Here is a 26,958-nt window from a genome sequence, read left to right on the forward strand (position 1 = left end):
GTTCTGCGTGGACATCGTCGTCAAGGGCCGCAAGACCGAGGTGCCCGAGCGGTTCCGGAAGCACGTGGCCGAGAAGCTGAACCTGGAGAAGATCCAGAAGCTCGACGGCAAGGTGATCAGCCTCGACGTCGAGGTGTCCAAGGAGACCAACCCGCGGCAGGCCGACCGGTCCGACCGTGTGGAGATCACCGTCCATTCCCGAGGCCCGGTGATCCGGGCGGAAGCGTCAGCAGGCGACCCGTACGCAGCGCTCGACCTCGCCCACGGAAAGCTGGAGGCCCGGCTGCGCAGGCAGCACGACAAGCGGTTCACCCGCCGCGGCAGCGGCAGGCTGTCGGCCGCCGAGGTCGCCGACGTGGTGCCGGGTGTCGCCCAGCTCAACGGAAGCGGCGAGCTCGTGCCCGAGGAGCCCGACGTGCCCACCACGATGATGGGCTCGATCGAGGTCCAGGGCGAAGGGCCGCTGGTGGTAAGGGAGAAGACCCACAAGGCCGCTCCCATGAGCCTCGGCCAGGCTCTTTACGAGATGGAGCTGGTCGGGCACGACTTCTATCTTTTCGTCGACGCCGACACCAAGCTGCCGAGTGTCGTCTACCGGCGGCACGCGTACGACTTCGGCGTCATCCGAGTGGAGAACGACCCGTTCGCCGAGTCCGAGGGGGGCGGCGCCGGCGGCGCGCTCGGCGGCTGACCCGCCGCCATCGACTCGGTCGCGGACGACCATGACACGGTGCCCCTGGAGCGCCCGGAGCGCTTGCAGGGGCACCCCTGTGCGACCGTACGCGCCCCCGTGCGACCACGGGATCACCTGGTTGTCGCCGCGGCATGAAATCATGGCGTGCACGCCAACCGGTGCTCCCCGAGCAGCGGTTGGGGACCGAAAAGTGAATCAGTACACGACTTCAGGCCACGGCCTTCAGGGGGAGGAACCATGGCGGACAGCTTCGGGCCGGTGCACGGCGGGCGGGAGCCCCAGAGCACGATGAACCCGGAGGGAATGGATTCGGCCAACGGCGCGTCACGAGGCGAGCCGATCCGGGTCCTCGTCGTGGACGATCACGCCCTTTTCCGCCGCGGTCTGGAGATCGTTCTCGCGCAGGAAGAGGACATCCAGGTCGTCGGCGAGGCGGGCGACGGCGCCGAGGCCGTCGACAAGGCCGCGGATCTGCTCCCCGACATCGTCCTGATGGACGTCCGGATGCCCAAGCGCGGCGGTATCGAGGCATGCACCTCCATCAAGGAGGTCGCCCCCAGCGCGAAGATCATCATGCTGACGATCAGCGACGAGGAGGCCGACCTCTACGACGCGATCAAGGCGGGCGCGACCGGCTATCTCCTGAAGGAGATCTCCACCGACGAGGTCGCCACCGCGATCCGCGCGGTCGCCGACGGCCAGTCGCAGATCAGCCCGTCGATGGCGTCGAAGCTCCTCACCGAGTTCAAGTCGATGATCCAGCGCACCGACGAGCGCCGGCTCGTGCCCGCGCCCCGGCTGACCGACCGCGAGCTGGAGGTCCTCAAGCTCGTCGCGACCGGCATGAACAACCGGGACATCGCCAAGGAGCTGTTCATCTCCGAGAACACCGTGAAGAACCACGTCCGCAACATCCTGGAGAAGCTGCAGCTGCACTCCCGGATGGAGGCCGTGGTCTACGCGATGCGGGAGAAGATCCTCGAGATCCGCTGACGACATGAGGGCGCCCTTCGGCACAGCCCGACCCGATGACCGGCCCCCTCGGACCCGATGGCCGGCCCCTTCGGCAGGCCCCGACGGCCGGTCCCGATGACCGGCCCTGGCGACCCGTCTCGTCGGCCGGGCCCGCCCCACCTCAGCCGAGGGCCTTGACCAGCTCCGGGGCCAGCTCCGGGGCGTCCACCCGCTCCACCGCCACCGCGTCGCAGCCCACCCACTCGGCCGCCTCGCGCAGCGCCCGCGCCACCGCCGGGACCGCCTTCGCGCCGTCCAGCGTCACCTGCCGGGCGACCAGGGTCCGGCCGTCGCGCGCCGGGTCGACGCGTCCCACGAGCCGGCCGCCGGACAGGACGGGCATCGCGAAGTACCCGTACACCCGCTTCGGCTTGGGCACGTACGCCTCGAGGCGGTGCGTGAAGCCGAAGATGCGCTCGGTGCGGGGCCGCTCCCAGATCAGCGAGTCGAACGGCGAGAGCAGCGTCGTCCGGTGCCGGCCGCGCGGCTCGGTCGCGAGCGCCGCCGGATCCGCCCAGGCCGGCTTCCCCCAGCCGGCCACCGTGACCGGCACGAGCCCCGAGTCCGCCACCACCGCGTCGAACGCCTCGGCCTTGATCCGGTGGTAGTCGGCGATGTCCGCGCGGGTGCCGACGCCGAGGGCCTCGCCCGCCTGCCGCACGAGACGGCGCAGACACTCCGTGTCGTCGAGGTCGTCGTGGAGCAACCCGTCCGGGATCGCGCGCTCGGCCAGGTCGTACACCCGCTTCCAGCCGCGCCGCTCGGTGACCACCACCTCGCCGTACATCAGCGCCCGCTCCACGGCGATCTTCGAGTCGGACCAGTCCCACCACTCGCCCTTGTTCTTGGCCCCGCCCAGCTCGGTCGCGGTCTGCGGGCCCTCGGCGCGCAGCTGCGCGATCACCGCGTCGTACGCCGCCGGGGACAGCTTGTGGCCCCAGTGCGGGCGGTCGCGGTAGGCACGGCGGCGGAAGGCGAAGAGCGGCCACTCCTCGACGGGCAGGATGCAGGCGGCGTGCGACCAGTACTCGAAGGCGTGGCCCTCGGTCCAGTACGCGTCCTCGACGGTGCGGCGGCCGACCGCGCCCAGGCGCGCGTACGGGATCAGCTCGTGCGAGCGGGCGAGGACCGAGATGGTGTCCAGCTGGACCTGTCCGAGATGCCGCAGCACGCCCCGCACCCCCGCCCGCCGGTCGGGGGCTCCCAGGAAGCCCTGGGCCCGCAAGGCGATCCGGCGGGCGTCGTCGGCGGAGAGTTCGGCGGCGGGGCGAGGAGCGGCAGTCATGATCCGCACCCTAGAGGGCGGTACTGACACCGGGTGGAGCTTTCGAGGGGTCGGTCCCGACGGCCCGGGCCGGGGCCGGGGCCCCCGGCCCGGGCCGCGGGCCCCGGCACCCGGGTCACGGCCCCGGCCACCGCCCGGCCCCGGCCCCCGGCCCCCGGGCGACGGCCACGGGCCCCGCCCCGGCCCCCGCCCGGACCCGGCCACGGCCCCGGTTCCTGAGCTCCGCCCCGGCCCCCCCCGCGACGCCCTCAGCTCTCCGGCGTCGTCCTCGGCGGCAGATACGGCAGCGGTGACGGGAGGCCGAGGTCCGACGGCAGCAGGGAGCCGAGCCAGCAGTCGCGGGCCGTGCCGTTGTTGACGAGGCCGGCGCGCTCCACGCCCTCCAGCGTGAAGCCGACCCGCTCGGCGACGGCTCGCGAGGCGCCGTTGCCGACCTCGGCGCGCCAGAGGAGGCGGTGCACGCCGAGGGAGCCGATGGCCCAGCGGGCGAGGGCGGTGACGGCCTCCGTCATGTAGCCGTGGCCGCGGTGCTCCTTGGCCAGCCAGTAGCCGACCTCGCGGACGCCCGGGCCGCGGGCGTGCAGGCCGGCCGCGGCGAGCAGCGGCCCGCCCTCCAGGGGCTCGACGGCGAAGGCGTACTCCCCGTCCAGGAGCCAGCCCTCCGGCGCGATGCGGGTCACGAAGAGTTCCGCGTCCGCCCGGCCGTACGGGGACGGGACGGTGGTCCAGCGCTGGATGTCGGGGTCCTGACAGGCGGCGTACACCGCGTCGACGTCCTCCGGGGTGAAGGGGCGCAGGCGCAGCCGGTCGGTGCTCAGTGTGATGGGCTCCATGACGAAATTGTGGTGACCCGTCCGGGCGGAAGCGAACACTTTTCGGGCGGGGCGGCACCTTCCGGCGGCCTCGTGCGTTCTTCCTGTGTGAGGCGCGAGGGGCGGGAGCGAGGGCTCCGGCCCTGCGGGCCTCCCTCCGCGAGGGCGGTCTCGCTTACGATGGCCGTTGCGGTGGGGACCACCTGCCGTGCCCGCGCCCGAGTCATGACAAGACCCAGTGCCAGGCCCGACCGGCAAGGAGACCAGCCTCAGTGTCCGTCTTCCACAAGCTCATGCGTGCAGGCGAAGGCAAGATCCTGCGCAAACTGCACCGCATCGCGGACCAGGTCAACTCCATCGAAGAGGACTTCGTCAACCTCTCCGACGCCGAGTTGCGGGCGCTCACCGACGAGTACAAGCAGCGGTACGCCGACGGCGAGAGCCTTGACGACCTGCTCCCCGAAGCGTTCGCCACCGTCCGCGAGGCGGCCAAGCGCGTCCTCGGTCAGCGCCACTACGACGTGCAGATCATGGGCGGTGCCGCCCTCCACCTCGGCTACGTGGCCGAGATGAAGACCGGTGAGGGCAAGACCCTCGTCGGCACGCTCCCCGCGTACCTGAACGCGCTGTCCGGCGACGGCGTGCACCTGATCACGGTGAACGACTACCTCGCCGAGCGCGACTCCGAGATGATGGGCCGCGTCCACCGCTTCCTCGGTCTGACGGTGGGCTGCATCCTCGCGAACATGACGCCGGCGCAGCGCCGCGAGCAGTACGCCTGCGACATCACGTACGGCACGAACAACGAGTTCGGCTTCGACTACCTGCGCGACAACATGGCGTGGTCCCAGGACGAGCTCGTCCAGCGCGGCCACAACTACGCGTGCGTCGACGAGGTCGACTCCATCCTCGTCGACGAGGCCCGTACGCCGTTGATCATCTCCGGCCCGGCCGACCAGGCCACCAAGTGGTACGGCGACTTCGCCAAGCTGGTCACCCGCCTCACCAAGGGCGAGCCCGGCAACCCGATGAAGGGCATCGAGGAGACCGGCGACTACGAGGTCGACGAGAAGAAGCGCACGGTCGCCATCCACGAGGCCGGCGTCGCCAAGGTCGAGGACTGGCTGGGCATCGACAACCTGTACGAGTCGGTCAACACCCCGCTCGTCGGTTACCTGAACAACGCCATCAAGGCCAAGGAACTCTTCAAGAAGGACAAGGACTACGTCGTCATCGACGGCGAAGTCATGATCGTCGACGAGCACACCGGCCGTATCCTCGCCGGCCGCCGTTACAACGAGGGCATGCACCAGGCCATCGAGGCCAAGGAGGGCGTGCCGATCAAGGACGAGAACCAGACGCTCGCCACGATCACCCTGCAGAACTTCTTCCGCCTCTACAACAAGCTCTCCGGCATGACCGGTACGGCCATGACCGAGGCGGCCGAGTTCCACCAGATCTACAAGCTGGGCGTCGTCCCGATCCCGACGAACAAGCCCATGCAGCGCAAGGACCAGCCGGACCTGATCTACCGGACCGAGGTCGCCAAGTTCGCCGCCGTCGTCGACGACATCGCGGAGAAGCACGAGAAGGGCCAGCCGGTCCTCGTCGGCACCACGTCGGTCGAGAAGTCCGAGTACCTGTCGCAGCAGCTCAGCAAGCGCGGCATCCCGCACGAGGTCCTCAACGCCAAGCACCACGAGCGCGAGGCCGCGATCGTCGCCCAGGCGGGTCGCCGCGGCGCCGTCACGGTCGCCACGAACATGGCCGGCCGCGGTACGGACATCAAGCTCGGCGGCAACCCCGACGACCTCGCCGAGGCGGAGCTGCGCCAGGCCGGCCTCGACCCGGTCGAGCACGTCGAGGAGTGGGCCGCGGCCCTGCCGGGTGCCCTGGAGCGCGCCGAAAAGGCCGTGAAGGCGGAGTTCGAGGAGGTCAAGGAGCTCGGCGGTCTGTACGTCCTGGGCACCGAGCGCCACGAGTCCCGCCGTATCGACAACCAGCTCCGCGGTCGTTCCGGCCGTCAGGGCGACCCGGGCGAGTCCCGCTTCTACCTGTCGCTCGGCGACGACCTGATGCGCCTCTTCAAGGCCCAGATGGTCGAGCGGGTCATGGCCATGGCCAACGTCCCGGACGACGTGCCGATCGAGAACAAGATGGTCACCCGGGCCATCGCCTCCGCGCAGGGCCAGGTCGAGTCGCAGAACTTCGAGACGCGTAAGAACGTCCTGAAGTACGACGAGGTGCTCAACCGGCAGCGCGAGGTCATCTACGGCGAGCGCCGCCGCGTCCTGGAGGGCGAGGACCTGCACGAGCAGGTGCGCCACTTCATGGACGACACCATCGACGACTACATCCGCCAGGAGACCGCCGAAGGCTTCGCCGAGGAGTGGGACCTGGACCGGCTGTGGAACGCGTTCAAGCAGCTCTACCCGGTCAAGGTCACGATCGAGGAGCTGGAGGAGGCGGCCGGGGACCGCGCGGGCATCACCGCCGAGTTCATCGCCGAGTCCGTCAAGGACGACATCCACGAGCAGTACGACGCCCGCGAGAAGCAGCTCGGCTCGGACATCATGCGTGAGCTGGAGCGCCGGGTCGTCCTGTCGGTCCTCGACCGCAAGTGGCGCGAGCACCTCTACGAGATGGACTACCTCCAGGAGGGCATCGGCCTGCGCGCGATGGCGCAGAAGGACCCGCTGGTCGAGTACCAGCGCGAGGGCTTCGACATGTTCTCCGCGATGATGGAGGGCATCAAGGAGGAGTCCGTCGGCTACCTGTTCAACCTGGAGGTCCAGGTCGAGCAGCAGGTCGAGGAGGTCCCGGTGCAGGACGCGGCCAAGTCCCTGGACAAGGAGGACGCGACCGTCCCGGCGGGCGCCGCCCGTCCGGAGATCCGCGCCAAGGGCCTGGACGCCCCGCAGCGGCCCGACCGGCTGCACTTCTCGGCGCCGAAGGTCGACGGCGAGGGTTCGGTCGTCGAGGGCGACTTCGCGTCGGACGGTGACGCGGCCGAGGGCGACGGCCTGACGCGCGCGGAGCGCCGGAAGGCGCAGAAGAGCGCGGGTGGGCGTCGCCGCAAGAAGTAGCCGCGTCGCGGTTGTCGTGGTCGAGGGGTCGGTCGCCGGGTGGCGGCCGGCCCCTTCGGCGTGGCGCCGTGTCTCAGGCGCTCGGCAGGCCGTCGAGTTCCACCGCCGCGCAGCGCCAGCGCCGGTCGGAGCCGCGTTCGAGGCGGAAGGCCATGGCCCGGACGCGGTCGCCGGTGGCGACGGTGGCCCAGGCCTCCAGGGCGCCGTCGGCCGGCGGGTGGAAGCGGCAGGCGCGCAGCACCGGACGCGGGCCGGAGGAGCGCAGCGGCGTCTCCGGGGCGAGTTGCACCAGCTGCTCGTACGCCTCGCCGATCGTGTGGCCGAGCATCCAGTGCACGGGCCGTTCCCCGCTCAGCACGGCGAGGAGCTTCTCGGCGAACATCAGGTGCGGCGGCGCCATCCGCCGTGGGGCGGCCCCGGCACGGCCGCGCGGACCGGTTCCGGCGGGGCCGCGGGGGCGCAGGGTGTTCGTGTTCATGGGGTCCCCGTTCGTCGCGATGAGTGACCGGCTGATACCAGTCGGTAACTTCTTGGGGATCTTGTACGGGGGAGGCGGGCGCGCTCGCAAGGGGCGCCTGGCCTGCGGGCGTCACGCAGAGCGATTCACCTATCAGGGTGACGGGCGGAGTGGGTGGCCAGGAGCGGGCCGGCCGGGCCTGGGGCGGGCGGACAGGTGGCGGTGGCTGCGCGTTGCCCCTGCCCGGCTGTTCGCTGCTGCCGGCGGCGACGTATGGCGGCGCGCGGCGACGGGCTTGAAGGGCCGGGCTTCGGGCCCTCGGGGCCGTGTCCCGGCCGGGCTGCCGGCGCTCGCCCTGCGGCGTCTGGCCGGTGCGTGGTCCGCCGGCCCGCCGGCCGCCGTGGTCGGTCAGGACGTGCGGGCGCTCGTCGGCCCCCTCGTGGCGTCAACCCGTATGGCGGGCCGCGCGGGCGCCCCGGTCGGCCGGGGTGTCGGGGCCCCGCCCCCGAAAGGGGACTCCGCACGTATCCTGAGGGCGTCTCCGACTACGAAAGCGGCCAGCCATGCGCGTGTACGTCCCTCTGACGCTCCCCGGTCTCGCACAGGCGCACAAGGCCGGCGAGCTGGGCCCCGGGCCGCTCACCGCCTACGCCGTCACCCCCGCGCTGCGCGAGTGGTACGTCTCCGACGACATCGAGGAGCTGGAGTACGCCGCCCTCAACCGCGCCGCCGCCGCCTCGCTGCGGCTGCTCGCCGGTGACCCCGGGGCGGCCAGGCGCCGGGTCGTCGTCGCCGTCGACGTGGCCGACAGGGACGCCGCCGTCGACCCCGACCGCGGGCTCGACGCGAGCGCGCTCGGTGAGGTCCGTATCGCCGCCGCCGTACCGCTGGCCAAGGCCGCCGCCGTGCACGCCGACGCCGACGACGCCGAGGCGGACGTCGCCGCCGCTGCCGCCGCGCTCGGCGCCGCGGACCAGGGCGACGACGACGCGCAGTTCGTCGTCGACGGGGCCGAGGACCACGAGCTGCTGTGGTTCGGCGTGCAGGAGATCCCCGGGCTCCTCGGCTGACCCTCTCCGGCCGGCCCTCCCCGCCCGACGCTGTTCGCCCTGCCTGACCTGGCGTGACCGTCCTTCACGGCAGGTACCGTGGCTTCCCATGGGGAAGCACGCGAAGCATCTGGTCTGGGACTGGAACGGCACTCTGCTCGACGACATCGGCGCGGTCATCGGCGCCACCAACGCGGCCTTCGCCGAGCTGGGGCTCGAACCGATCACCCTGGAGCGGTACCGGGAGCTCTACACGGTGCCGGTGCCCAAGTTCTACGAGCGGCTGATGGGACGGCTGCCCACCGAGGAAGAGTGGCTGCTCATGGACGGCACCTTCCACCGGCACTACTGGACCCAGGCCGAGGGCGCCCAGCTCACCGCCGGCGCGGCGGAGCTGCTGGCCGCGCGGCAGGCGTCCGGCTTCACGCAGTCGCTGCTCTCGCTCGCGCCGCACGACGACCTGATACCGCTCGTGCGGCAGCACGGGATCGCCGAGCGCTTCATCCGGGTCGACGGGCGGACCGACCGGTCCCCGGACGGGAAGTCGGGGCACATGGTGCGGCATCTGGCGGCGCTGGAGGTGTCGGCGGAGCGGGTCGTCGTCATCGGGGACGCGGCGGACGACGCGGTGGCGGCGGCGCATGTGGGGGCGAAGGCGGTGCTTTACACCGGGGGGTCGCACAGCCGGGCGTCGCTGGAGCGGGTCGGCGTGCCCGTCGTCGACACGCTCGCCGAGGCCGTCGCGGTGGCGGACGAGCTGGTCTAGGGCCGGGGAGCGGGGCGGGTGCGCCCCGGTGGGGCTGCGCCCGGCCTCCGGCCCGGCTGGGGTTCCCACCCGCACCACCGTAGCCGTACAACTTCGACGTCGACTTCGGGTCCCCCCTGGCCCCGCGGCGCCATCGGCGTCCGCGGGACCGTGCGAGGGGGCGAGGGGGAGTCGGGGGGCTACGCCTTCGCTTCCCGCAGCACCTTCAGGAACTCGCGCATCCAGCTCGGGTGGTCCGGCCAGGCCCTTGAGGACACCAGGCGGCCGTCCACCACCGCCTCCGTGTCCTGGAAGGTCGCGCCCGCCGCCTGCATGTCGAGTTCGAGTGCGGGGTACGCGGTGACGTGACGGCCGTCGAGGCTGCCGAGAGCGGCCGTGAGGAGCGGACCGTGGCAGATCTGGGCGACGGGCTTGTCGGCGTCGAAGAAGGACTTGAGGATCTTGCGGAGCTCCGGGTCGTTGCGGAGGTACTCCGGGGCGCGGCCGCCCGGGATGACGACGGCGACGTAGTCGCCCGGGTCGACCTCGGAGAAGGCGAGGTCGGCGGGCCAGGTGTAGCCGGGCTTCTCGGTGTACGTGTCGTAACCGGGCTCGAAGTCGTGGACGACGAAGCGGAGCTGCTTGCGGGACGGGGCCGCGATGTGGACCTCGTACCCCTCTTCGAGGAGCCGCTGGTACGGGTACATCACCTCCAGCGACTCCGCCGCGTCCCCCGTCACGATCAAGATCTTCGCCATGGCGACTCCCAGATCCGTCAGATCCCTGATGTCGGTGTGTCTCGGTGTGTACCCCGGGGAACCATGCGTCGCTGTCCACAGTGTCAAACTTCCTGCCCCGCTTTTGTACACATAAGGACCATGACGGCGTGGGGGTCATCAGCGATAGGCTTTTCCCGTGATCAGCGCGATATGCCGCGGGGGCAACGCAGCCCCCGGCTTCCGCCCGGTCCGCCACCGCGGCCGGGCCTACGGCGCGTTCGCGGATCCCTTCCGTCCGGGCTGTACCCACGCCCGCGGCACGACACCCACCGTGGCCGAGAACGACCCGGACATCTCTCATCGCGGCATAACGTCGACTCCGACCGGTACCACCGCGTCGTGGCGTTGTGCCCTTTCTTCCACCGACGTCACGCAACGGCGCGCGACAGGAGTCAGAGGACATGCAGACCAAGCTGGACGAAGCCAAGGCCGAGCTGCTCGATCGGGCTGCCCGGGTAGCTGAGAACAGCCCGGTCGGGGGGCGACTTCCGACAGGGCCCGACGGGAAGCGTCCGGACCACGCGACCCTGCTCGACTACCTCCAGCGCTACTACCTGCACACCGCGCCCGAGGACCTGAGCGACCGCGACCCCGTCGACGTCTTCGGCGCCGCTCTGTCGCACTACCGCCTCGCGGAGAACCGCCCGCAGGGCACCGCGAACGTCCGCGTGCACACCCCGACGGTGGAGGAGAACGGCTGGACCTGCAGCCACTCCGTCGTCGAGGTCGTCACCGACGACATGCCGTTCCTCGTGGACTCCGTCACCAACGAGCTGTCCCGCCAGGGCCGCGGCATCCACGTCGTCATCCACCCGCAGGTCACGGTCCGCCGCGACCTGACCGGCAAGCTCATCGAGGTGCTCAGCAGGGAGCCCAAGGGCGAGCTGCCGCACGACGCGCTCCTCGAGTCCTGGATCCACGTCGAGATCGACCGCGAGACCGACAAGGCCGACCTCAAGCAGATCACCAACGACCTGCTGCGCGTCCTGTCCGACGTCCGCGAGACCGTCGAGGACTGGGAGAAGATGCGCGAGGCCGCGCTGCGCATCGCCGACGGCCTGCCCGAGGAGCCCGTCGCCTCCGACCTGCGGCCCACCGAGGTCGAGGAGGCCCGCGAGCTGCTCCGCTGGCTCGCCGACGACCACTTCACCTTCATCGGCTACCGCGAGTACGAGCTGGTCAACGGCGACGCCCTGGCCGCCGTCCCCGGCACCGGCCTCGGCATCCTGCGCTCCGACCCGCACCACAGCGGCGAGGACAACCACGCCCACCCCGTCTCGCCGTCCTTCAGCCGGCTGCCCGCCGACGCCCGCGCCAAGGCGCGCGAGCACAAGCTGCTGATCCTGACGAAGGCCAACAGCCGGGCGACCGTGCACCGTCCCTCGTACCTCGACTACGTGGGCGTGAAGAAGTTCGACGCCGAAGGCAACGTCGTCGGCGAGCGGCGCTTCCTGGGGCTCTTCTCCTCGGCCGCGTACACCGAGTCCGTCCGCCGGGTGCCCGTCATCAAGCGCAAGGTCCAGGAGGTCCTCGCGGGCGCCGGCTTCGCGCCGAGCAGCCACGACGGCCGCGACCTGCTCCAGATCCTGGAGACCTACCCGCGCGACGAGCTCTTCCAGACCCCGGTCGACCAGCTCCAGGCCATCGCCACCAGCGTCCTGTACCTGCAGGAGCGGCGCCGGCTGCGGCTCTACCTGCGCCAGGACGAGTACGGCCGCTACTACTCGGCCCTCGTCTACCTGCCGCGCGACCGCTACACCACCCGCGTCCGGCTGCGGATCATCGACATCCTCAAGGAAGAGCTGAACGGCACCAGCGTCGACTTCACGGCCTGGAACACCGAGTCGATCCTCTCCCGGCTGCACTTCGTCATCCGCGTCGAGCCCGGCACCGAGCTCGCCAAGCTCACCGACGCCGACGTCGACCGCATCGAGGCCCGGCTCGCCGACGCCACCCGCTCCTGGGCCGACGGCTTCGGCGAGGCGCTCAACGCCGAGCTGGGCGAGGAGCGCGCCGCCGAGCTGCTGCGCCGCTACGGCAACTCCTTCCCCGAGGGCTACAAGGCCGACCACTCGCCGCGCGCCGCCGTCGCCGACCTCTGCCACCTGGAGGCCCTGGCCGACAGCGGCAAGGACTTCGCGCTCTCCCTCTACGAGCCCGTCGCCTCCGGCTCCGGCGAGCGCCGCTTCAAGATCTACAAGACCGGCGAGCAGATCTCGCTGTCGGCCGTCCTTCCGGTGCTCAACCGGCTCGGCGTCGAGGTCACCGACGAGCGCCCGTACGAGCTGCGCCTCGCCGACCGCCCCAACGCCTGGGTCTACGACTTCGGCCTGCGCATGCCCACGCCCACCGGCAACGGCGGCGACTACCTCGGCGACGACGCCCGCGAGCGCTTCCAGGAGGCCTTCGCCGCCACCTGGACCGGCCAGGCCGAGAACGACAGCTTCAACTCGCTCGTCCTGTCCGCCGGGCTCAACTGGCGCGAGGCGATGGTGCTGCGCGCCTACGCGAAGTACCTGCGCCAGGGCGGATCGACGCTGTCGACCTTCAGCCAGGACTACATGGAGGACACCCTCCGCAACAACGTCCACACCACCCGGCTGCTCGTCAACCTCTTCGAGGCCCGCATGGCCCCGGAGCGGCAGCGCGCCGGCACCGAGCTGATCGACGCCCTCCTGGAGGAGCTGGACGCCGCCCTCGACCAGGTCGCGAGCCTGGACGAGGACCGCATCCTGCGCTCCTTCCTCACCCTCATCAAGGCGACGCTCAGGACGAACTTCTTCCAGAAGTCGGCCGACGGCACCCCGCACTCCTACGTGTCGATGAAGTTCGACCCGCAGGCCATCCCGGACCTGCCGGCCCCGCGCCCGGCCTTCGAGATCTGGGTGTACTCGCCGCGCGTCGAGGGCGTCCACCTCCGCTTCGGCAAGGTCGCCCGAGGCGGCCTGCGCTGGTCCGACCGCCGCGAGGACTTCCGTACCGAGATCCTCGGCCTGGTCAAGGCGCAGATGGTGAAGAACACCGTCATCGTGCCGGTCGGCGCCAAGGGCGGCTTCGTCGCCAAGCAGCTCCCGGACCCGTCCGTGGACCGCGACGCCTGGCTGGCCGAGGGCATCGCCTCGTACAAGACCTTCATCTCCGCGCTCCTCGACATCACCGACAACCTGGTGGCCGGCGAGGTCGTGCCCCCGGTCGACGTGGTCCGCCACGACGAGGACGACACCTACCTGGTCGTCGCCGCCGACAAGGGCACCGCGACCTTCTCCGACATCGCCAACGGCGTCGCCGAGTCGTACGGCTTCTGGCTGGGCGACGCGTTCGCCTCCGGCGGCTCGGCCGGCTACGACCACAAGGGCATGGGCATCACCGCCCGCGGCGCCTGGGAGTCCGTCAAGCGGCACTTCCGCGAGCTGGGCCACGACACCCAGACCGAGGACTTCACCGTCGTCGGCGTCGGCGACATGTCCGGCGACGTCTTCGGCAACGGCATGCTGCTCTCCGAGCACATCCGCCTCGTCGCGGCCTTCGACCACCGCCACATCTTCATCGACCCGAACCCGGACGCGGCCACCTCGTACGCCGAGCGCCGCCGCCTCTTCGACCTGCCGCGCAGCTCCTGGGCCGACTACAACGCCGAGCTGATCTCCGCGGGCGGCGGCATCCACCCGCGCAGCGCCAAGTCGATCCCGGTCAACGCGCACATGCGGGCCGCCCTCGGCATCGAGGACGGCGTCACCAAGATGACCCCGGCCGAGCTGATGAAGTCCATCCTGCAGGCGCCCGTCGACCTGCTGTGGAACGGCGGCATCGGCACGTACGTGAAGTCCTCCCACGAGTCGCACGCCGACGTCGGCGACAAGGCCAACGACGCCATCCGCGTCGACGGCCAGGACGTCCGCGCCAAGGTCATCGGCGAGGGCGGCAACCTCGGCGCGACCCAGCTCGGCCGCATCGAGTTCGCCCGCGTCGGCGGACCCGAGGGCGAGGGCGGCAAGGTCAACACCGACGCCATCGACAACAGCGCCGGCGTGGACACCTCCGACCACGAGGTCAACATCAAGATCCTGCTCAACGGGCTCGTCGCCGAGGGCGACATGACCGTCAAGCAGCGCAACAAGATCCTCGCCGAGATGACGGACGAGGTCGGCCGGCTGGTGCTGCGCAACAACTACGCGCAGAACACCGCCCTCGCCAACGCCGTCGCCCAGTCGCCGTCCCTGCTCCACGCCCACCAGCGCTTCATGCGCCGCCTGGGCCGCGACGGGGCGCTCGACCGCTCGCTGGAGTTCCTGCCCAACGACCGGCAGATCCGCGAGCTGCTCGGCAGCGGCAAGGGCCTGAGCCAGCCGGAGCTCGCCGTCCTCCTCGCGTACACCAAGATCACGGTGGCCGACGAGCTGATCGGTACGGAGCTGCCGGACGACCCGTACCTGCGCGGGCTGCTCCACGCGTACTTCCCGACGCTGCTGCGCGAGCAGTTCACGGAGGCCGTCGACAACCACGCCCTGCGCCGCGAGATCATCACCACGGTGCTGGTCAACGACACCGTCAACACCGGTGGCTCGACCTTCCTGCACCGCCTCCGCGAGGAGTCCGGCGCGTCGATCGAGGAGATCGTCCGCGCGCAGACCGCGGCCCGTGCGATCTTCCGCCTGGGCGAGGTCTGGGACGCCGTCGAGGCGCTCGACAACAAGGTGGCGGCCGAGTTCCAGACCCGGATGCGACTGCACTCGCGCCGGCTCGTCGAGCGCGGCACCCGCTGGCTGCTCAACAACCGGCCGCAGCCGCTCCGGATCGGCGAGACCATCGACTTCTTCGCGGAGCGGGTCGAGCAGGTCTGGGAGAAGCTGCCGCAGCTGCTGCGCGGCGCGGACCTGGAGTGGTACCAGTCGATCCTGGACGAGCTGACCGCGGTCGGCGTCCCGGAGGAGCTGGCGCTGCGCGTGGCCGGGTTCTCCTCCGCCTTCCCGACGCTCGACATCGTCGCGATCGCGGACCGCACCGGCAAGGACCCGCTGGCGGTCGCCGAGGTCTACTACGACCTGGCCGACCGGCTGCGGATCACCGACCTGATGGACCGGATCATCGAGCTGCCGCGGGCCGACCGCTGGCAGTCGATGGCCCGCGCCTCCATCCGTGAGGACCTGTTCGCCGCCCACGCCGGGCTCACCGCGGACGTCCTCGCCGCCGGGAACGGCACCTCCACCCCGGAGGAGCGGTTCAAGGCGTGGGAGGACAAGAACGCGGCGATCCTGGGCCGGGCGCGCACGACCCTGGAGGAGATCCAGGGCTCGGACGACTTCGACCTGGCGAACCTGTCGGTGGCCATGCGGACGATGCGCACGCTGCTGCGCACGCACAGCTGATCACCTCGTCATGCGGGGGGCGCCCCCGTCGGTCCACGTGACCGGCGGGGGCGCCCCTTTCGCGTACGGCTGGGCGTACGGCCGGGCGTACCGGCGGGCGTACGGCTACGGGCTCACCGTCGACGTCCACAGGCGGCGCGCCGCCAGCGCCGCCGAAGCGAGCAGCAGGGCGTTGCGGAGCGTCATGACGGTGAGGCCCTGCCAGGTGCCGGCGACGACGTCCGGGTAGAGGACCGGGTACGCGAGGGAGCTCAGCGCCACGGCGGGCAGCAGGAGCAGGGCGACCGGGCGCATGACCGTGCGGCGGCAGGTCAGGCAGACGGCGGCGAGCCCGAGCAGCCACACCATGTACTGCGGGCTGATCACCCGGCTGGTGACGGTGAACAGCAGCACCGCCGCGAAGGCCGCGTCGAGCGGGGTGGCCGCGGTCCAGCGGCGCGCCCGCATCCGCCACATCAGCAGCCAGATGAAGGCGACGACGGTGAGCAGCAGGGCCAGGTGGCCGACGGTGGAGACGTACGGCCCGACGTACTCGTAGGCCCCGTAACGGAACTCCACCCCGCCGGGCCAGATCCCGGCGGCCTTCGCGAGGGCGAGGCCGGTGCCGCCGAGGGACTCGATCTGGATGCCCCGGTTGCCCTGCTGGCGCAGAAAGCCCAGCGAGTCGGTGAAGAGCAGCGCGAGCACGCCGAACAGCGTCAGGGCGGTGACGGCGGCTGCCGTCCACGCCTCCCGGGAGGTGCGGCCGCGCGGCGTGCCGATCAGGGTGAGCGCGGGCCAGACCTTGACCATCGCGCCGAGCCCGGCGAGCACGCCGCCGATCCGGTGCGCGGCCGGGGCCCGGGCCTTCAGGGCGAGCAGCGCGAGCACGGCGAGCGCGGTGGTCTGCACGTCGTAGCGCGCGAGCGGGATGTGCAGGAGGAGCGGCAGGCCGAGCACCCAGTACCAGGCGCCGTGGGTGAGCCGCGCGCTGTCGGCGGCGGCGAGGGCGGCGGTGACGGCCGCGTCGGCGAGCAGGGTGAGGAAGACGAAGCCCTGGAAGTACGTGAACCAGGGCAGGACCCCGGGCGACATCACGACCAGGCCCGCGCCGGGCGGGTACTGCCAGGTGGGGTCGCCGGGCGGGAAGGTGCCGTGCGCGAACTGGTCGTACCAGTGCCGGTAGAGCGAGTACACCTCGGTGGCGACGCCGCCGATGCCGAGGTCGTCGCGGCGCAGCAGGATCAGCATGCCGATCCGGGTGAGCAGCCAGACGACGCCGAGGGCGAGCAGTCGGCCGATGCCGACGGTCACGAAGGTGGCGGAGGTGAAGGTCTCCGACTCGAAGGGCGACCGGGTGAGGGCGGGCGGCGCGGGCGCGGTCGCCTTCGCCGGGCCGGTCCCGAGGCCGGTCGCGGGCGCCTTCGCGGGCGCTTGCGCGGTCGCCTTCACCGGGCCGGTCGCGGTCGCCTTCGCGGGGGCGGGGCCGGCGGTGGTGGCGTGCGGAGGGGGCTCGTTCGTCATCCCTCCGCACTCTAGGGCGTTATGTCCTACTTCTTCCCGTTCTTGCCCCCCGAGCCGGTGACGCTCGTGAATTCCTCGTACGCCGCCACGACCTCGTCCGCCGGGCCGTCCATCCGCAGCGTGCCCGCCTCCAGCCACAGCGCCCGGTCGCAGGTCTCGGTGATGGTCGAGTTCGAGTGGCTGACCAGGAAGACCGTGCCCGCCTCGGCGCGCAGCTCGTCGATCCGCTTCTGGCTGCGGCGCCGGAAGCCGGCGTCGCCGGTCGCGAGGGCCTCGTCGATGAGGAGGACGTCATGGCTGCGGGCGGCGGCGATGGAGAAGCGCAGCCGGGCGCCCATGCCCGAGGAGTACGTGCGCATCGGCAGCGAGATGAAGTCGCCCTTCTCGTTGATCCCGGAGAAGTCGACGATCTGCTCGTAGCGCTCGGCGATCTCCCGGCGGCTCATGCCCATCGCGAGCCCGCCGAGGATCACGTTCCGCTCGCCCGTCAGATCGCTCATGAGGGCCGCGTTGACGCCGAGCAGGGCGGGCTGGCCCAGGGTGTACATGTGGCCCGCGTTCACCGGCAGCAGGCCCGCGACCGCCTTGAGCAGCGTCGACTTGCCCGAGCCGTTGGAGCCGATCAGGCCGATCGCCTCGCCCCGGTACGCGGCGAAGCTGACGCCCTTCACGGCGTGCACCTTGCGGGCGCCGGGCGCGCCCTTGCGGCGGGAGACGATCCGGCTGAGGGCGGAGGTGGCGCTGCCCTTGCCTGCCCGGCCGCCCTGGACGGTGTACGTGACGTGGACGCCGTCGGCGACGACGGTGGGGGTGCGCTCGGGCGCCGGGTCCGCGGTCTGCGCCTGGTACGCCGTCATGGTGAGGGTGTCAGCCACGGCCGTAGGTCTCCTCTGCCTTCCAGAAGTAGATGAAGCCGCCCGCGAAGGTCAGCACCGCCCAGCCGGCCGCGAGCGCCCACACGTGCGGCGGGAGCTGTGAGCCGTGGAAGCTCTCCACGAGCGCGTACCGCAGCAGGTCGATGTAGACGGCGGCCGGGTTGGCCTGGAGCGCGACGATCGCCGCGTGCGGCAGGTCGCGGCCCTGGGTGAGGTGGGCGATCGACCACATGACGCCGGAGGCGTACATCCAGGTGCGCAGGATGAACGGCATCAGCTGCGCGATGTCCGGCGTCTTCGCCGCGAGCCGGGCCATGACGAGCGCGAGGCCGGTGCTGAAGAGCGTCTGGAGCAGCAGTGCCGGGATCGCGAGCAGCCAGCTCGGGCGCGGGAACTCGCCGAAGCAGACCAGGATCGCGACCAGCGCGCCGAGCGAGAAGAGCAGCTGCTGGAGCTGCTGGATCGCGAGGGCGATGGGCAGGCTGGCGCGCGGGAAGTGCAGGGCGCGGACCAGGCCCAGGTTTCCGCTGATGGCGCGGGTGCCCGTCATGATCGTCTGCGAGGTGAAGGTCCACGCGAAGACGCCCGTGAGCAGGAACGGGACGTAGTCGGCGATGCCCTTCTTGACGTCCATCAGGACGCCGAAGATCACGTAGTAGACCGCCGCGTTGAGCAGCGGGGTCATCACCTGCCAGATCTGGCCGAGCTTCGCCTGGCTGTACTGCGCGGTCAGCTTGGCCGTCGCGAAGGCGGTGATGAAGTCCCGCCGGGACCACAACTGGCGCACGTACGCGGGGAGCGAGGGCCGCGCGCCGCTCACGGTCAGGCCGTGGCGCCGGGCGAGGGCCCGCAGCTCCTCGGAGGTGGGCGCGGCGGGCGCGGTGGGCGCACCGGGCGTGGCGGGGGCGCTGGGTGGGGGCGCGAGAGTCTGCGTGGTCACGTCGCCTTCCGGGGGCAGGCCGTCCGATGGAACGGGTCCGTATCGTCGCTACGGCGAGAGTAGAGCGCGGGGCCGCCGAGCGCAACGTCGGGACGGGACCGTCCCGTCGTCACGGCGGCGTTCCGTAACCGCTGGTTAAGATCCTGTGCATGACGACACCGTCCGGACCCTCGGGAACCCCTCGCCGCGCCCCAGCCGGAGCCGCCGTGCTCCGCGAGGACGTCACCGAGGCCATCCGGGCGGCCGTCTTCGAGGAACTCGCCGCGGTCGGCTTCGCCCGGATGTCCATCGAGGGCATCGCGCGCCGCGCCGGCGTCGGCAAGACCGCCGTCTACCGGCGCTGGAAGTCCAAGCTGTCCCTCGTCCTCGACCTGGTCGGCGCCGTCGCCGTCCGCGGCCTGCCCGCGCCGGCCACCGGCTCGTTGCACGGGGACGTCCGCGCCCTCCTGGAGGTCGCCGCGCACGCGCTGCGGCACCCGGTGGCCTCGCAGGTCATCCCCGACCTCCTCGTCGAGGCCGCCCGGCACCCGGAGATCGCCGACACGCTGAAGGCGGCCCTGCTCGACAGCCAGCAGGGCGTGGTCGCCCAGGTCGTCCGCGCGGCCGTCGACCGCGGCGAACTGCCGGCGGGCTCCGACCCGGACCGGGCGCTCGACCTGGTCCTCGGGCCGCTCTACTGGCGCCTGGTCGTGGTCCGCACGGAACTGCCGGAGGGGTACCTGGACGACCTGGCGCGCTCGGCGGTGGCGGCGCTCACCGCGTAACCCTTCCAGGGAGCGCTACTTCACCGCGCCCGCCATCACCCCCGACACGAACTGCCGCTGGAAGGCGAAGAACACCAGCAGCGGGATCACCATCGACACGAACGCGCCCGGCGCGAGCACGTCCACGTTGTTGCCGAACTGGCGCACCTGCTGCTGGAGCGCCACCGTGATCGGCGGCGACTGGGCGTCGGCGAAGATCAGCGCCACCAGCATGTCGTTCCACACCCACAGGAACTGGAAGATGCCGAGCGAGGCGATGGCCGGACCGCCGAGCGGCAGCACCACCCGGGCGAAGAGCCGCACCTCGCCCGCGCCGTCGAGCCGGGCCGCCTCCAGGAGCTCGCGCGGGATCTCCGCGAAGAAGTTCCGCAGCAGGAAGATCGCGAACGGCAGCCCGAACGCCGTGTGGAACAGCACCACCCCGAGCGTCGTCTCGAAGATCCCGAGCGCGCCGAACAGCTTCGACACGGGCACGAGCGCCACCTGCACCGGCACCACAAGCAGCCCCACGACCAGCAGGAACCACCAGTCGCGGCCCGGGAAGTCCAGCCACGCGAAGGCGTAGCCGGCGAAGGCGCCGACGACGACCACGAGCAGGGTCGCCGGGACGGTGATCAGGACGGTGGAGACGAGGGAGCCGGTGATGGCGTCGTTGGAGAGCAGGTTGCGGTAGTTCTCGGTGGTCAGCTGCGCCGGCGCGGTGAACACCTGCCACCAGCCGCTCGCCGCGATGTCGGACGGCGAGCGGAGCGAGGAGAGCAGCAGCCCGACCGTCGGCATCAGCCAGAACAGGCCGACCAGGACGAGGAAGACCCGGACGGCGCCGGAGGCGGTACGGGCGGCGAGCCGGGAACCGAGCCGGGAGCCGGAGCCGAGCCGGGAGCCGGAACCGAGAGAGGTCACCTGCGGTTCTCCCTTCGCGTGCGGCGGACGCGGCGGATGTTGACCGCCATCACCGGCAGGACGAGCAGCAGGAGCAGCACGGCGATCGCCGAGCCGACCCCGAGGTCCGCGTCCGTGCCGAAGGACGAGCGGTAGAGCTGGAGGGCGAGCACGTTCGCGTCGTCCTGCGCCGAGCCCGGCGCGATGATGAAGACCAGGTCGAAGACCTTGAGGACGTTGATCATCAGGGTGACGAGGACGACGCCGAGGACCGGCGCGAGCATCGGGACGGTGATCCGGCGGAACACCTGCCACTCGTTCGCCCCGTCGACCCGCGCCGCTTCGAGCAGCTCGCGCGGCAGGCCCGCGAGCCCGGCGGCGATGAGCACCATCGCGAACCCGGCCCACATCCACACGTAACTCCCGATGATCGCCGGGGTGACGAGCGTCGGGCCGAGCCACTCCACGCCGTCGTACTGCTCGCGGAAGTTGCTCGCCGGCAGCCGGAGGACCGCCCCGTCGGCCGCGGCCGGCAGCCGGAAGGTGCCGTCGGCGGCGGCCGTCGTCGCGGCCACCACCCGGCCGTCCCGCACCGCCTCGATCCGCAGTCCCTTCAGGCCGAGTTCCCTCGCATCGACGACGTTCGGCTTCCCGCCGCCGCCCCGGGTGAAGTCCAGCCAGGCCGTGCCGGTGACTCCGGCGCGGTCCGGGGCGGGGGTACGGGCCGGGCGGGCGCCCTCCGGCATCCGCGCCGGCGGGACGCCGACCAGCGGGAGCCGGGCCACCTCTCCCGTGCGGACCGGGGACTTCGTCTCGTACGCGCCGCCGCCCGCGGCCTTCAGCGGGTGCACGGGCAGCGGGCGGGCGCGCGGGAAGGTCGACGCCTCGGCGAAGGTGTCGTGCACGCCGACCCAGACCGCGTTGGCGACCCCGCGGTCCGGGTCCTGCTCGTAGACCAGCCGGAAGATGATCCCGGCGGCGAGCATCGAGATCGCCATCGGCATGAAGACGACCAGCTTGAAGGCCGTGCCCCAGCGCACCCGTTCGGTGAGCACCGCGAAGACCAGACCGAGGGCCGTCGCCACGGCCGGTGCGACGACCACCCAGATCAGGTTGTTGCGGATGGCGGTGCGGATCGCCTCGTCCGTGAAGAGCGTGACGTAGTTGTCCAGGCCGGCGAAGGAGTCGCCGGACCTGTCGAAGAAGGAGCGCTGGACCGAGTAGCCGATCGGGTAGACGACGAGCGCGCCGAGCAGGACGAGGGCGGGCAGCAGGAAGACCGCGGCGGTGAGGGTGGTACGGGCGCGGGGGCGGCCCGCACGGCCACGGGGCCGGGCAGGACCCGGCCGGGGACGGGGCCGGGCGCGGTCCGCCCGGCCAAGAGGACCGGCGTGCGTACGGGCGGCCATCGGTCCCGCCCCTCAGCTCTTGTACGCCTTGGCGGCCTCGGCCTCCAGCCGGGCCTGGGCGCCCGCCACGTCCTTCGGGTTCTTCAGGAAGTCCTGGAGCGCCTTCCACTCGCCCTTGCCGGGCGTGCCGCCGAACGACTGCGGCATCTGGTCCGACATGTCGAAGCGGAACTTGTCGCCCGCGCCGATCAGCGACGTGGCGATCTTCCGCTGCACGTCGTTCGGGTACGCGGCCGGGTCGAGGGCCTTGTTGGGGGAGAGGAAGCCGCCCTCGGCCGCCCAGATCCGCGCCGCGTCGGGCGAGGCCAGGAACGTGAGCAGCGCCTGCGCGCCCTTGCCGTCCTTCAGCGCCACGGCCGCGTCGCCACCGGTCACCACGGGCGCCGCGGCCCCGTCGCCGACCGCCGGGAACGGGAAGACCTTGGCGTCCGTGCCGATCTTCGCGCCGGTCTGCGCGATGTTGACGGCCGAGAAGTCGCCCTCGAAGACCATCGCCGCCTTGGCCTGCTCGCCGCCGGTGAAGGTCTGGGTGACGGAGACCGGGTACTCGGTCTGCAGCGCGCCGTTCGTGCCGCCCGCGAGCAGGTTCGGCTTGCCGAACAGCTCGGCGAGGGTGGTGAGCGCACGGGCCACGGACGGGTCGGTCCACTTGATGGTGTGCTTGGCGAGCTGGTCGTACTTCTCCGGACCGGCCTGCGAGAGATAGACGTTCTCGAACCAGTCGGTGAGCGTCCAGCCGTCCGCGCCGCCGACCGAGACCGGGGTGACGCCGGAGGCGGAGATCGTCTCCGCCGTGCTCAGGAACTCCTTCCAGGTCTTCGGCTCGGCCGCGCCCGCGTTGCCGAACGCGGCGGTGTTGTACCAGACCAGGGACTTGTTGGCGGCCTTGAAGTACACCCCGTACGGGGTGCCGCCGACGGCGCCGAGGTCCTGCCAGCCCTTCGAGTAGTTCGCGGCGAGCTGCGCCCTGGCCTCGGGGCCGAGGGGCTTGAGCCACTTCTGCGCGGCGGCCTGCTGGATGGCGCCGACCTGCGGCAGCATCGCGACGTCGGGCGGGGAGCCGCCGGCGATCTTCGTGCCGAGGAAGTTCACGATCGGGTCCTGGGCCGGCACGAAGGTGACGGTCGCGCCGGTGCGCTTCTCGAACTCCTTCAGGACCTTGGTGAAGTTGGCCTGCTCGGGGCCGGTCCAGACGGCCGCGACCTCCAGCTTCTCGCCCTTGAGGGAAGGCAGCCGTAATCCGGAGCCGGTGGTGGCGCCGGGCCCGGCCGGTTCCGGCTCCTTGCCGCCGTCACCGCCGCTGCTGCAGCCCGTGGCCGCCATGAGGACGGCGATCGCCGCCACCACGCCGAGTCGAAGAGTTCTGCCATGACGCATCCGAGCCCCGCCTCTCCCGCGTTCTCCGGTCCCGTGCGCTCAGGTCTAGCCGGGTCGCGCAGGGCCCGCAATACCGCCTTCCGCGGCAGACGGGGGATCGTGATGGGCTCGTGACGTGCCGTCAGGCGTGCGTCGGGGACGTGAGGGGCGGTATCGGCGCGGCGTCGACCGAGCGGGCCGCGCGGTCCAGGGCGCTCGCGAGCAGGGCCAGGTCCGTCGGGCCGTTGCCCAGCTCGCGCACCGGACGGCGGGTCGGCGGGTCACCCATCCGCTCCCACTCCACCGGCACGACCGTGGGCCGCTGCGTCGCCGTGCGCGGGATGCGCCCGGTGACCCGGCCCGTCTGGAACGGCGTCACCCGGCCGTCCGGGTGCCCGAGCCGCCCGCGGCCCGGCTGCGGCTCGCCCGGGCCGCCGGGCCCGGCCGGCGGCGGGTCGAGCACGATCCGCAGCCGCGCGCCGTGCGCCAGCTCCGTGTCCACCGTCCGGTCCGGCCGCGAGGACGTCGCGACCAGGTGCACACCCAGCCGCGCGCCGCCGCGCGCCACGGCTTCCAGGGCCCGTACGACCGAACCGGCCGCCGGACGCCCGGGCGCGCCGAGCGCGGGCGCGACGAGCGCGTCGAAGTCGTCCACCAGGACGACGAGGCGGGCCAGGCTCGCCGCCCCCTCGACGCCCCCGGCCTGGGACGCGACCGCCGGCGCCGGGGCGGCGCTCCTGCGGTACATCGGGACGCTGTCCTGGTCGTAGATGTCACCGGCGCCGGGGCGGGCCGGCCGCCCGCTCGGCGTGTCCCCGAGCATCGCGGCGCTCGCCGCGGCCCCCGTCCGGTACGTCCGCCCGCTCGGCATGTCTCCGACCGAGCCGCTCGCGTCCGTGCGGAGCGTGCGACCGCTCGCCGTCTCCCCGAGGGCGCCGAGGGCGCCGGGGGCCGTGCGGGCGTCGGGGACACGGGCCGTGGCGCGCGCGGCGGACGCGGGAGCCGACGACGGAACGGACTCGTCCAGGCTGGCGGAGCGCTGGCCGATGAGGCGTGTCGAACGGCGGTCGGCGAAGTGGGTGTCGCCGAGGAGCTCGGCGCGGCGCTTCAGCTCGGCGCCCAGGGCCTGCGCGAACTCCCGCATCCGCACCGGATCGGAGGCCACCAGGTGCTCTGTGACGTGCGGCAGCTCCGTACACGGCGCGAGGCCCTCGCCGCGCTCGCCGCCCGCGCCGTCGACGAGCAGCAGCCCGAGCCGGTCCGGGCGGCCGCCGGCCGCGAGGGACGCGGCGATGGAGCGCAGCAGCTCGGTGCGGCCGCTGCCCGCCGGGCCCTCGATCAGCAGGTGCGGGCCCTCCTTGGTGAGGTCCAGGGCGACCGGACCGCGCGGGCCCGCGCCCAGGACCGCCGTGCCCTCCCCGGCCGAGGCCCAGCGGGCCATCAGCGAGGCGGGCGTGGCCCGGGCCAGGCCCAGCTCGTCGAGGAGCCGGGACGACGGCGGCAGCGCGGCGGCCACCGCCCGCCCGGCCCCGGCGCCCGCACCGGCACCGCCGGCCGGCTCCGTGCGCAGCGGGGCGAGCGCCCGCCCGAAGCGCTCCGCCCAGGCCACGGACACCGCGTCGAGCATGCCGACCGTGCCGTGCCCGGCGACCCGGCCGCCGGACGTGCGAAGGAGCCGCAGCGCGGTCGCCACGTCACCGCTGAGCAGGGCGGCCGCCCCGCACTCGCGGAAGGCGAGCGAGGCCGCGCACGCCGTCTCGTACGTCGCCGCGACCGGCGAGACCGGGGACGCGGCGGGCGCGTCGGCCAGACAGATCAGGTGGATGCCGGCGGCGGCGCCCGCCCCGGCGAGCCGCGCCGCCGTCTCGCGCAGCGCCGAGGAGCCGGGATCGCCGTCGACGACCACGACCGTCACCGGCCCGTCGTGCCGTGCGGCGGCCTCGGCGACCTGCGCCCGGTCGGCGCTGGGCCAGCCGGGGCCGAGCGGGCCGTCGTCGAGGCGGCGGGTGAGCTCGGTGAAGCGGGCGTGGGCCTGGTCGCGGTCGTACGCGAGGAGCAGCCGGCAGTCCTGGCCGTGCGCGGGCCGCACGTGCGGCAGCCAGCCGAGCCAGGCCCAGGCCCGGCGCCGCTCCTCCAGGGGCCGGTTCCGGTCGGCGCTGACCAGCACGATCTCCAGGTCGCCGGGGGAGTGCAGGGCGGCGAGCTGGGCCACCACGGAGCGGGCGAGCCCGGCGAGCCGCGGCGCGGGCCCGGCCAGGCCCAGCGAACCGGCCTCGCGCAGCCCGACGGTGACGGGCACGCCGGACAGCTCGGCCCGGTCGGTCGTGCCGAGCCGGACCACCAGGGCCTCCGGATGGTCCGGGCCCCGCTCCCACAGCCGCGGGCCCGGGCCGAGCGCGGTGAGCAGCACGGCGGCCGGGTCCGGCCAGTTGTCCGGGGACGGTCCGGGGCCGGGTGCGGTCGCGGCGAAGGCCGGCACGGGATCCACGCCGTACTCCGCCGCCTCCGGCTCCTCGCGGCCGCCCGCGAGCCGCCGGGCCCAGGCGCCGAGGCCGCGCTTGCGGGCCTGCCGGGTCCGGCTGTGCGACTCCAGCTCGCCCTGCGGCCCCGCGGCGGGGTCCTCCGCGCGCGTGTGCCCCTCGGACCGCTCGGGCCCGTCGGGACGTATGCCGGCGCTCCGCAGGCCGTTCCCGCCGAAGGTCGGCTCCTCGGCCCTGGCGCCGGGCTCGTAGGGCGGCGCGTACGCGACGGGGGCCGCGGCCGGCTCCGTGACGCCGCTCGTCGTCGCGCCCGTGGCGGCGTTTGGGGCAGCGCCCGTGGCACGGCTCGTGGCGAGGCTCACCCGCAGATGGCCCTCGCCGTCCGGGGCGGTGGCGAGGGTGCTGCCGTCGTGGGCGCTCGTGCCGGGTCCCGCCGTCAGGCGCAGCGCGGACTCGCCGACGCGCAGCACGGCGCCGGGCGGGAAGCGGACGGGGCGCGGGCCGACGGGGGCGCCGTCGAGGGTCGTGCCGTTCGTGGAGCCCTGGTCGGTGACGGTGACGCGGCCGTCGTCGCCGACGGTCACCGTGCAGTGGGAGCGGGAGACGTCCGGGTCGTCCAGCGGAACGTCCGCGTCGACAGAACGGCCGATTCTGATCGCTCCGCCGTGCAGCAGATGGACGCCGCCGGCGTCCGGGCCCGCGACGACGTGCAGCCGGGCCGGGGCGCCCTCGGCGCCGTGGTCGTCGGGTCCCGGCACCTGGAGGGAGAGCACGGCCCCGTCGACCAGCGGCGGCTCGCCCAGCAGACAGCGCCGGGTGTCGAGGCGCTGCCCGCCCGCGTACAGCACGATGCTCGCGGAGGAGGAGGCGTCCGGGCCGGCGACGGCGGTCGCGAGCGAGGAGGCCACGGCGGCCAGCTCGGTCCCCGCGGGGGCGGTGACGAGCACGTCGCAGGCGCGCCCGGCGCCGTGGCCGGCGGCATGGCCGGCGTGCGGCGCGAGGACGGTCAGCCGGATCTGCATCGCCGTCAGCGGTCCCTTCTGCGCGGCGTGTCCGGCAGGGGAATCGCCCACTCGCTCCCCCCACCCGGCACGGACGCGTCGTCCGGTACAGGTCGGCACGGGTGCGGGGCTCCCGACCCGCACACGACGTGCTGGGTGCATCCTCGCACCTGCCACTGACAACCCGCCTCCGGGTCGTCCAGAAGTGATCTTGTTCGGTCGTCCGTGGCCGTGTCGAGGGCGGGAAATCGCCTGGTTGCGTACGTCTCGTATCGCTTCCGGCAACCTTCGTCCGCCGCCGGGCGTCTTGTGAACGGACAGGTTCCGGATCCGTACGGGGTTCGCACCGGACGCGCAGACGCTCGGAATCGGCCGTCCCGGGGACAGTCGATGACTCGTTCGGCGGCACTAAAGTGGGTCGGACACCCGGACGGGTCACAGAACACAGGGGAACCCCGGGG

Annotated in this window: 18 protein-coding genes; 7 read left to right on the forward strand and 11 right to left on the reverse strand. The window is 72.6% G+C overall.

Translation table 11 applies throughout. The annotated features are described in order from the left end of the window. Window positions 1–7: 7 nt before the first annotated feature. Window positions 8–691: a ribosome hibernation-promoting factor, HPF/YfiA family gene (gene hpf / locus ACWEV0_RS03360; protein ID WP_453146034.1), complete on the forward strand. Its 684-nt coding sequence runs from the start codon at window positions 8–10 to the stop codon at window positions 689–691. A gap of 240 nt (window positions 692–931) precedes the next feature. Next, the gene (locus ACWEV0_RS03365; RefSeq protein ID WP_453146036.1) at window positions 932–1,687 is read left to right on the forward strand and encodes a response regulator; all 756 of its coding nucleotides are present in this window, start codon (window positions 932–934) and stop codon (window positions 1,685–1,687) included. 142 nt (window positions 1,688–1,829) lie between these two features. Here the strand turns inward: ACWEV0_RS03365 and ACWEV0_RS03370 are convergent, their stop codons facing one another. Then, on the reverse strand, window positions 1,830–2,993 hold the full coding sequence (locus ACWEV0_RS03370; protein WP_453146038.1) for a winged helix-turn-helix domain-containing protein: 1,164 nt from the start codon (window positions 2,991–2,993) through the stop codon (window positions 1,830–1,832). Window positions 2,994–3,241: 248 nt separating this feature from the next. Further along, on the reverse strand, window positions 3,242–3,826 hold the full coding sequence (locus ACWEV0_RS03375) for a GNAT family N-acetyltransferase (RefSeq protein ID WP_453146040.1): 585 nt from the start codon (window positions 3,824–3,826) through the stop codon (window positions 3,242–3,244). Between the two features lie 251 nt (window positions 3,827–4,077). On the opposite strand from ACWEV0_RS03375, the gene secA reads away from it, so the two are divergent. Beyond that, window positions 4,078–6,891: a preprotein translocase subunit SecA gene (gene secA, locus ACWEV0_RS03380; protein ID WP_453146041.1), complete on the forward strand. Its 2,814-nt coding sequence runs from the start codon at window positions 4,078–4,080 to the stop codon at window positions 6,889–6,891. A 73-nt stretch (window positions 6,892–6,964) separates the two neighbouring features. Here the strand turns inward: secA and ACWEV0_RS03385 are convergent, their stop codons facing one another. After that, window positions 6,965–7,369, reverse strand: a complete 405-nt coding sequence (locus ACWEV0_RS03385; RefSeq protein ID WP_453146042.1) for an Rv3235 family protein — start codon at window positions 7,367–7,369, stop codon at window positions 6,965–6,967. A gap of 542 nt (window positions 7,370–7,911) precedes the next feature. Between ACWEV0_RS03385 and ACWEV0_RS03390 the strand changes: the two genes are divergently transcribed. Both ACWEV0_RS03390 and ACWEV0_RS03395 read left to right on the forward strand, forming a co-directional pair. Continuing rightward, window positions 7,912–8,418, forward strand: a complete 507-nt coding sequence (locus tag ACWEV0_RS03390; RefSeq protein WP_453146044.1) for a DUF6912 family protein — start codon at window positions 7,912–7,914, stop codon at window positions 8,416–8,418. An 88-nt stretch (window positions 8,419–8,506) separates the two neighbouring features. Further along, window positions 8,507–9,163, forward strand: coding sequence for an HAD family hydrolase (locus tag ACWEV0_RS03395; protein WP_453146046.1), 657 nt, complete (start codon window positions 8,507–8,509; stop codon window positions 9,161–9,163). A 179-nt stretch (window positions 9,164–9,342) separates the two neighbouring features. Here the strand turns inward: ACWEV0_RS03395 and ACWEV0_RS03400 are convergent, their stop codons facing one another. Beyond that, on the reverse strand, window positions 9,343–9,900 hold the full coding sequence (locus ACWEV0_RS03400; protein ID WP_453146048.1) for a DJ-1/PfpI family protein: 558 nt from the start codon (window positions 9,898–9,900) through the stop codon (window positions 9,343–9,345). Window positions 9,901–10,322: 422 nt separating this feature from the next. Here ACWEV0_RS03400 and ACWEV0_RS03405 point away from each other — a divergent pair, with 422 nt between their 5' ends. After that, a complete protein-coding gene (locus tag ACWEV0_RS03405) occupies window positions 10,323–15,287 on the forward strand; it encodes an NAD-glutamate dehydrogenase (RefSeq protein ID WP_453146050.1) in 4,965 nt (1,654 codons plus the stop codon). A 105-nt stretch (window positions 15,288–15,392) separates the two neighbouring features. On the opposite strand, the gene ACWEV0_RS03410 is transcribed toward ACWEV0_RS03405, so the two are convergent. The 3 genes from ACWEV0_RS03410 to ACWEV0_RS03420 are packed head-to-tail and all read right to left on the reverse strand — an operon-like array spanning window position 15,393 to window position 18,605. Next, on the reverse strand, window positions 15,393–16,790 hold the full coding sequence (locus tag ACWEV0_RS03410) for a glycosyltransferase 87 family protein (protein WP_453146052.1): 1,398 nt from the start codon (window positions 16,788–16,790) through the stop codon (window positions 15,393–15,395). A gap of 26 nt (window positions 16,791–16,816) precedes the next feature. Further along, window positions 16,817–17,647, reverse strand: a complete 831-nt coding sequence (locus ACWEV0_RS03415) for an ABC transporter ATP-binding protein (RefSeq protein WP_453146207.1) — start codon at window positions 17,645–17,647, stop codon at window positions 16,817–16,819. A 10-nt stretch (window positions 17,648–17,657) separates the two neighbouring features. Next, entirely contained in the window at window positions 17,658–18,605 is a 948-nt protein-coding gene (locus ACWEV0_RS03420; RefSeq protein WP_453146054.1) for an ABC transporter permease, read from the reverse strand. Window positions 18,606–18,754: 149 nt separating this feature from the next. On the opposite strand from ACWEV0_RS03420, the gene ACWEV0_RS03425 reads away from it, so the two are divergent. After that, window positions 18,755–19,369: a TetR/AcrR family transcriptional regulator gene (locus ACWEV0_RS03425; protein ID WP_453146056.1), complete on the forward strand. Its 615-nt coding sequence runs from the start codon at window positions 18,755–18,757 to the stop codon at window positions 19,367–19,369. A gap of 15 nt (window positions 19,370–19,384) precedes the next feature. Here the strand turns inward: ACWEV0_RS03425 and ACWEV0_RS03430 are convergent, their stop codons facing one another. From ACWEV0_RS03430 to ACWEV0_RS03445, 4 genes are all read right to left on the reverse strand, one after another. After that, window positions 19,385–20,272 (reverse strand): carbohydrate ABC transporter permease, encoded by an 888-nt coding sequence (locus ACWEV0_RS03430; RefSeq protein ID WP_453146058.1) that lies wholly within the window; start codon window positions 20,270–20,272, stop codon window positions 19,385–19,387. Then, window positions 20,269–21,660 (reverse strand): carbohydrate ABC transporter permease, encoded by a 1,392-nt coding sequence (locus ACWEV0_RS03435; protein WP_453146060.1) that lies wholly within the window; start codon window positions 21,658–21,660, stop codon window positions 20,269–20,271. Before ACWEV0_RS03435 ends, ACWEV0_RS03430 begins: the two co-directional genes overlap by 4 nt. A 12-nt stretch (window positions 21,661–21,672) precedes the next feature. Beyond that, window positions 21,673–23,037, reverse strand: a complete 1,365-nt coding sequence (locus ACWEV0_RS03440) for an ABC transporter substrate-binding protein (protein WP_453146061.1) — start codon at window positions 23,035–23,037, stop codon at window positions 21,673–21,675. A gap of 121 nt (window positions 23,038–23,158) precedes the next feature. After that, on the reverse strand, window positions 23,159–26,518 hold the full coding sequence (locus ACWEV0_RS03445) for an FHA domain-containing protein (RefSeq protein WP_453146209.1): 3,360 nt from the start codon (window positions 26,516–26,518) through the stop codon (window positions 23,159–23,161). Window positions 26,519–26,958: the final 440 nt, after the last annotated feature.

This window comes from Streptomyces sp. NPDC003943, from assembly GCF_053605265.1.

Excerpts from the sequence above, each read along its gene's own strand:
- ACWEV0_RS03390 (WP_453146044.1), top strand. The coding sequence starts at position 7,912 with ATGCGCGTGTACGTCCCTCTGACGCTCCCCGGTCTCGCACAGGCGCAC.
- ACWEV0_RS03405 (WP_453146050.1), top strand. The coding sequence starts at position 10,323 with ATGCAGACCAAGCTGGACGAAGCCAAGGCCGAGCTGCTCGATCGGGCT.
- ACWEV0_RS03370 (WP_453146038.1), bottom strand. The coding sequence starts at position 2,993 with ATGACTGCCGCTCCTCGCCCCGCCGCCGAACTCTCCGCCGACGACGCC.
- ACWEV0_RS03445 (WP_453146209.1), bottom strand. The coding sequence starts at position 26,518 with ATGCAGATCCGGCTGACCGTCCTCGCGCCGCACGCCGGCCATGCCGCC.
- ACWEV0_RS03395 (WP_453146046.1), top strand. The coding sequence starts at position 8,507 with ATGGGGAAGCACGCGAAGCATCTGGTCTGGGACTGGAACGGCACTCTG.
- ACWEV0_RS03410 (WP_453146052.1), bottom strand. The coding sequence starts at position 16,790 with ATGACGAACGAGCCCCCTCCGCACGCCACCACCGCCGGCCCCGCCCCC.
- ACWEV0_RS03385 (WP_453146042.1), bottom strand. The coding sequence starts at position 7,369 with ATGAACACGAACACCCTGCGCCCCCGCGGCCCCGCCGGAACCGGTCCG.
- ACWEV0_RS03435 (WP_453146060.1), bottom strand. The coding sequence starts at position 21,660 with ATGGCCGCCCGTACGCACGCCGGTCCTCTTGGCCGGGCGGACCGCGCC.
- ACWEV0_RS03400 (WP_453146048.1), bottom strand. The coding sequence starts at position 9,900 with ATGGCGAAGATCTTGATCGTGACGGGGGACGCGGCGGAGTCGCTGGAG.
- ACWEV0_RS03415 (WP_453146207.1), bottom strand. The coding sequence starts at position 17,647 with ATGACGGCGTACCAGGCGCAGACCGCGGACCCGGCGCCCGAGCGCACC.
- ACWEV0_RS03425 (WP_453146056.1), top strand. The coding sequence starts at position 18,755 with ATGACGACACCGTCCGGACCCTCGGGAACCCCTCGCCGCGCCCCAGCC.
- ACWEV0_RS03440 (WP_453146061.1), bottom strand. The coding sequence starts at position 23,037 with ATGCGTCATGGCAGAACTCTTCGACTCGGCGTGGTGGCGGCGATCGCC.
- ACWEV0_RS03375 (WP_453146040.1), bottom strand. The coding sequence starts at position 3,826 with ATGGAGCCCATCACACTGAGCACCGACCGGCTGCGCCTGCGCCCCTTC.
- ACWEV0_RS03365 (WP_453146036.1), top strand. The coding sequence starts at position 932 with ATGGCGGACAGCTTCGGGCCGGTGCACGGCGGGCGGGAGCCCCAGAGC.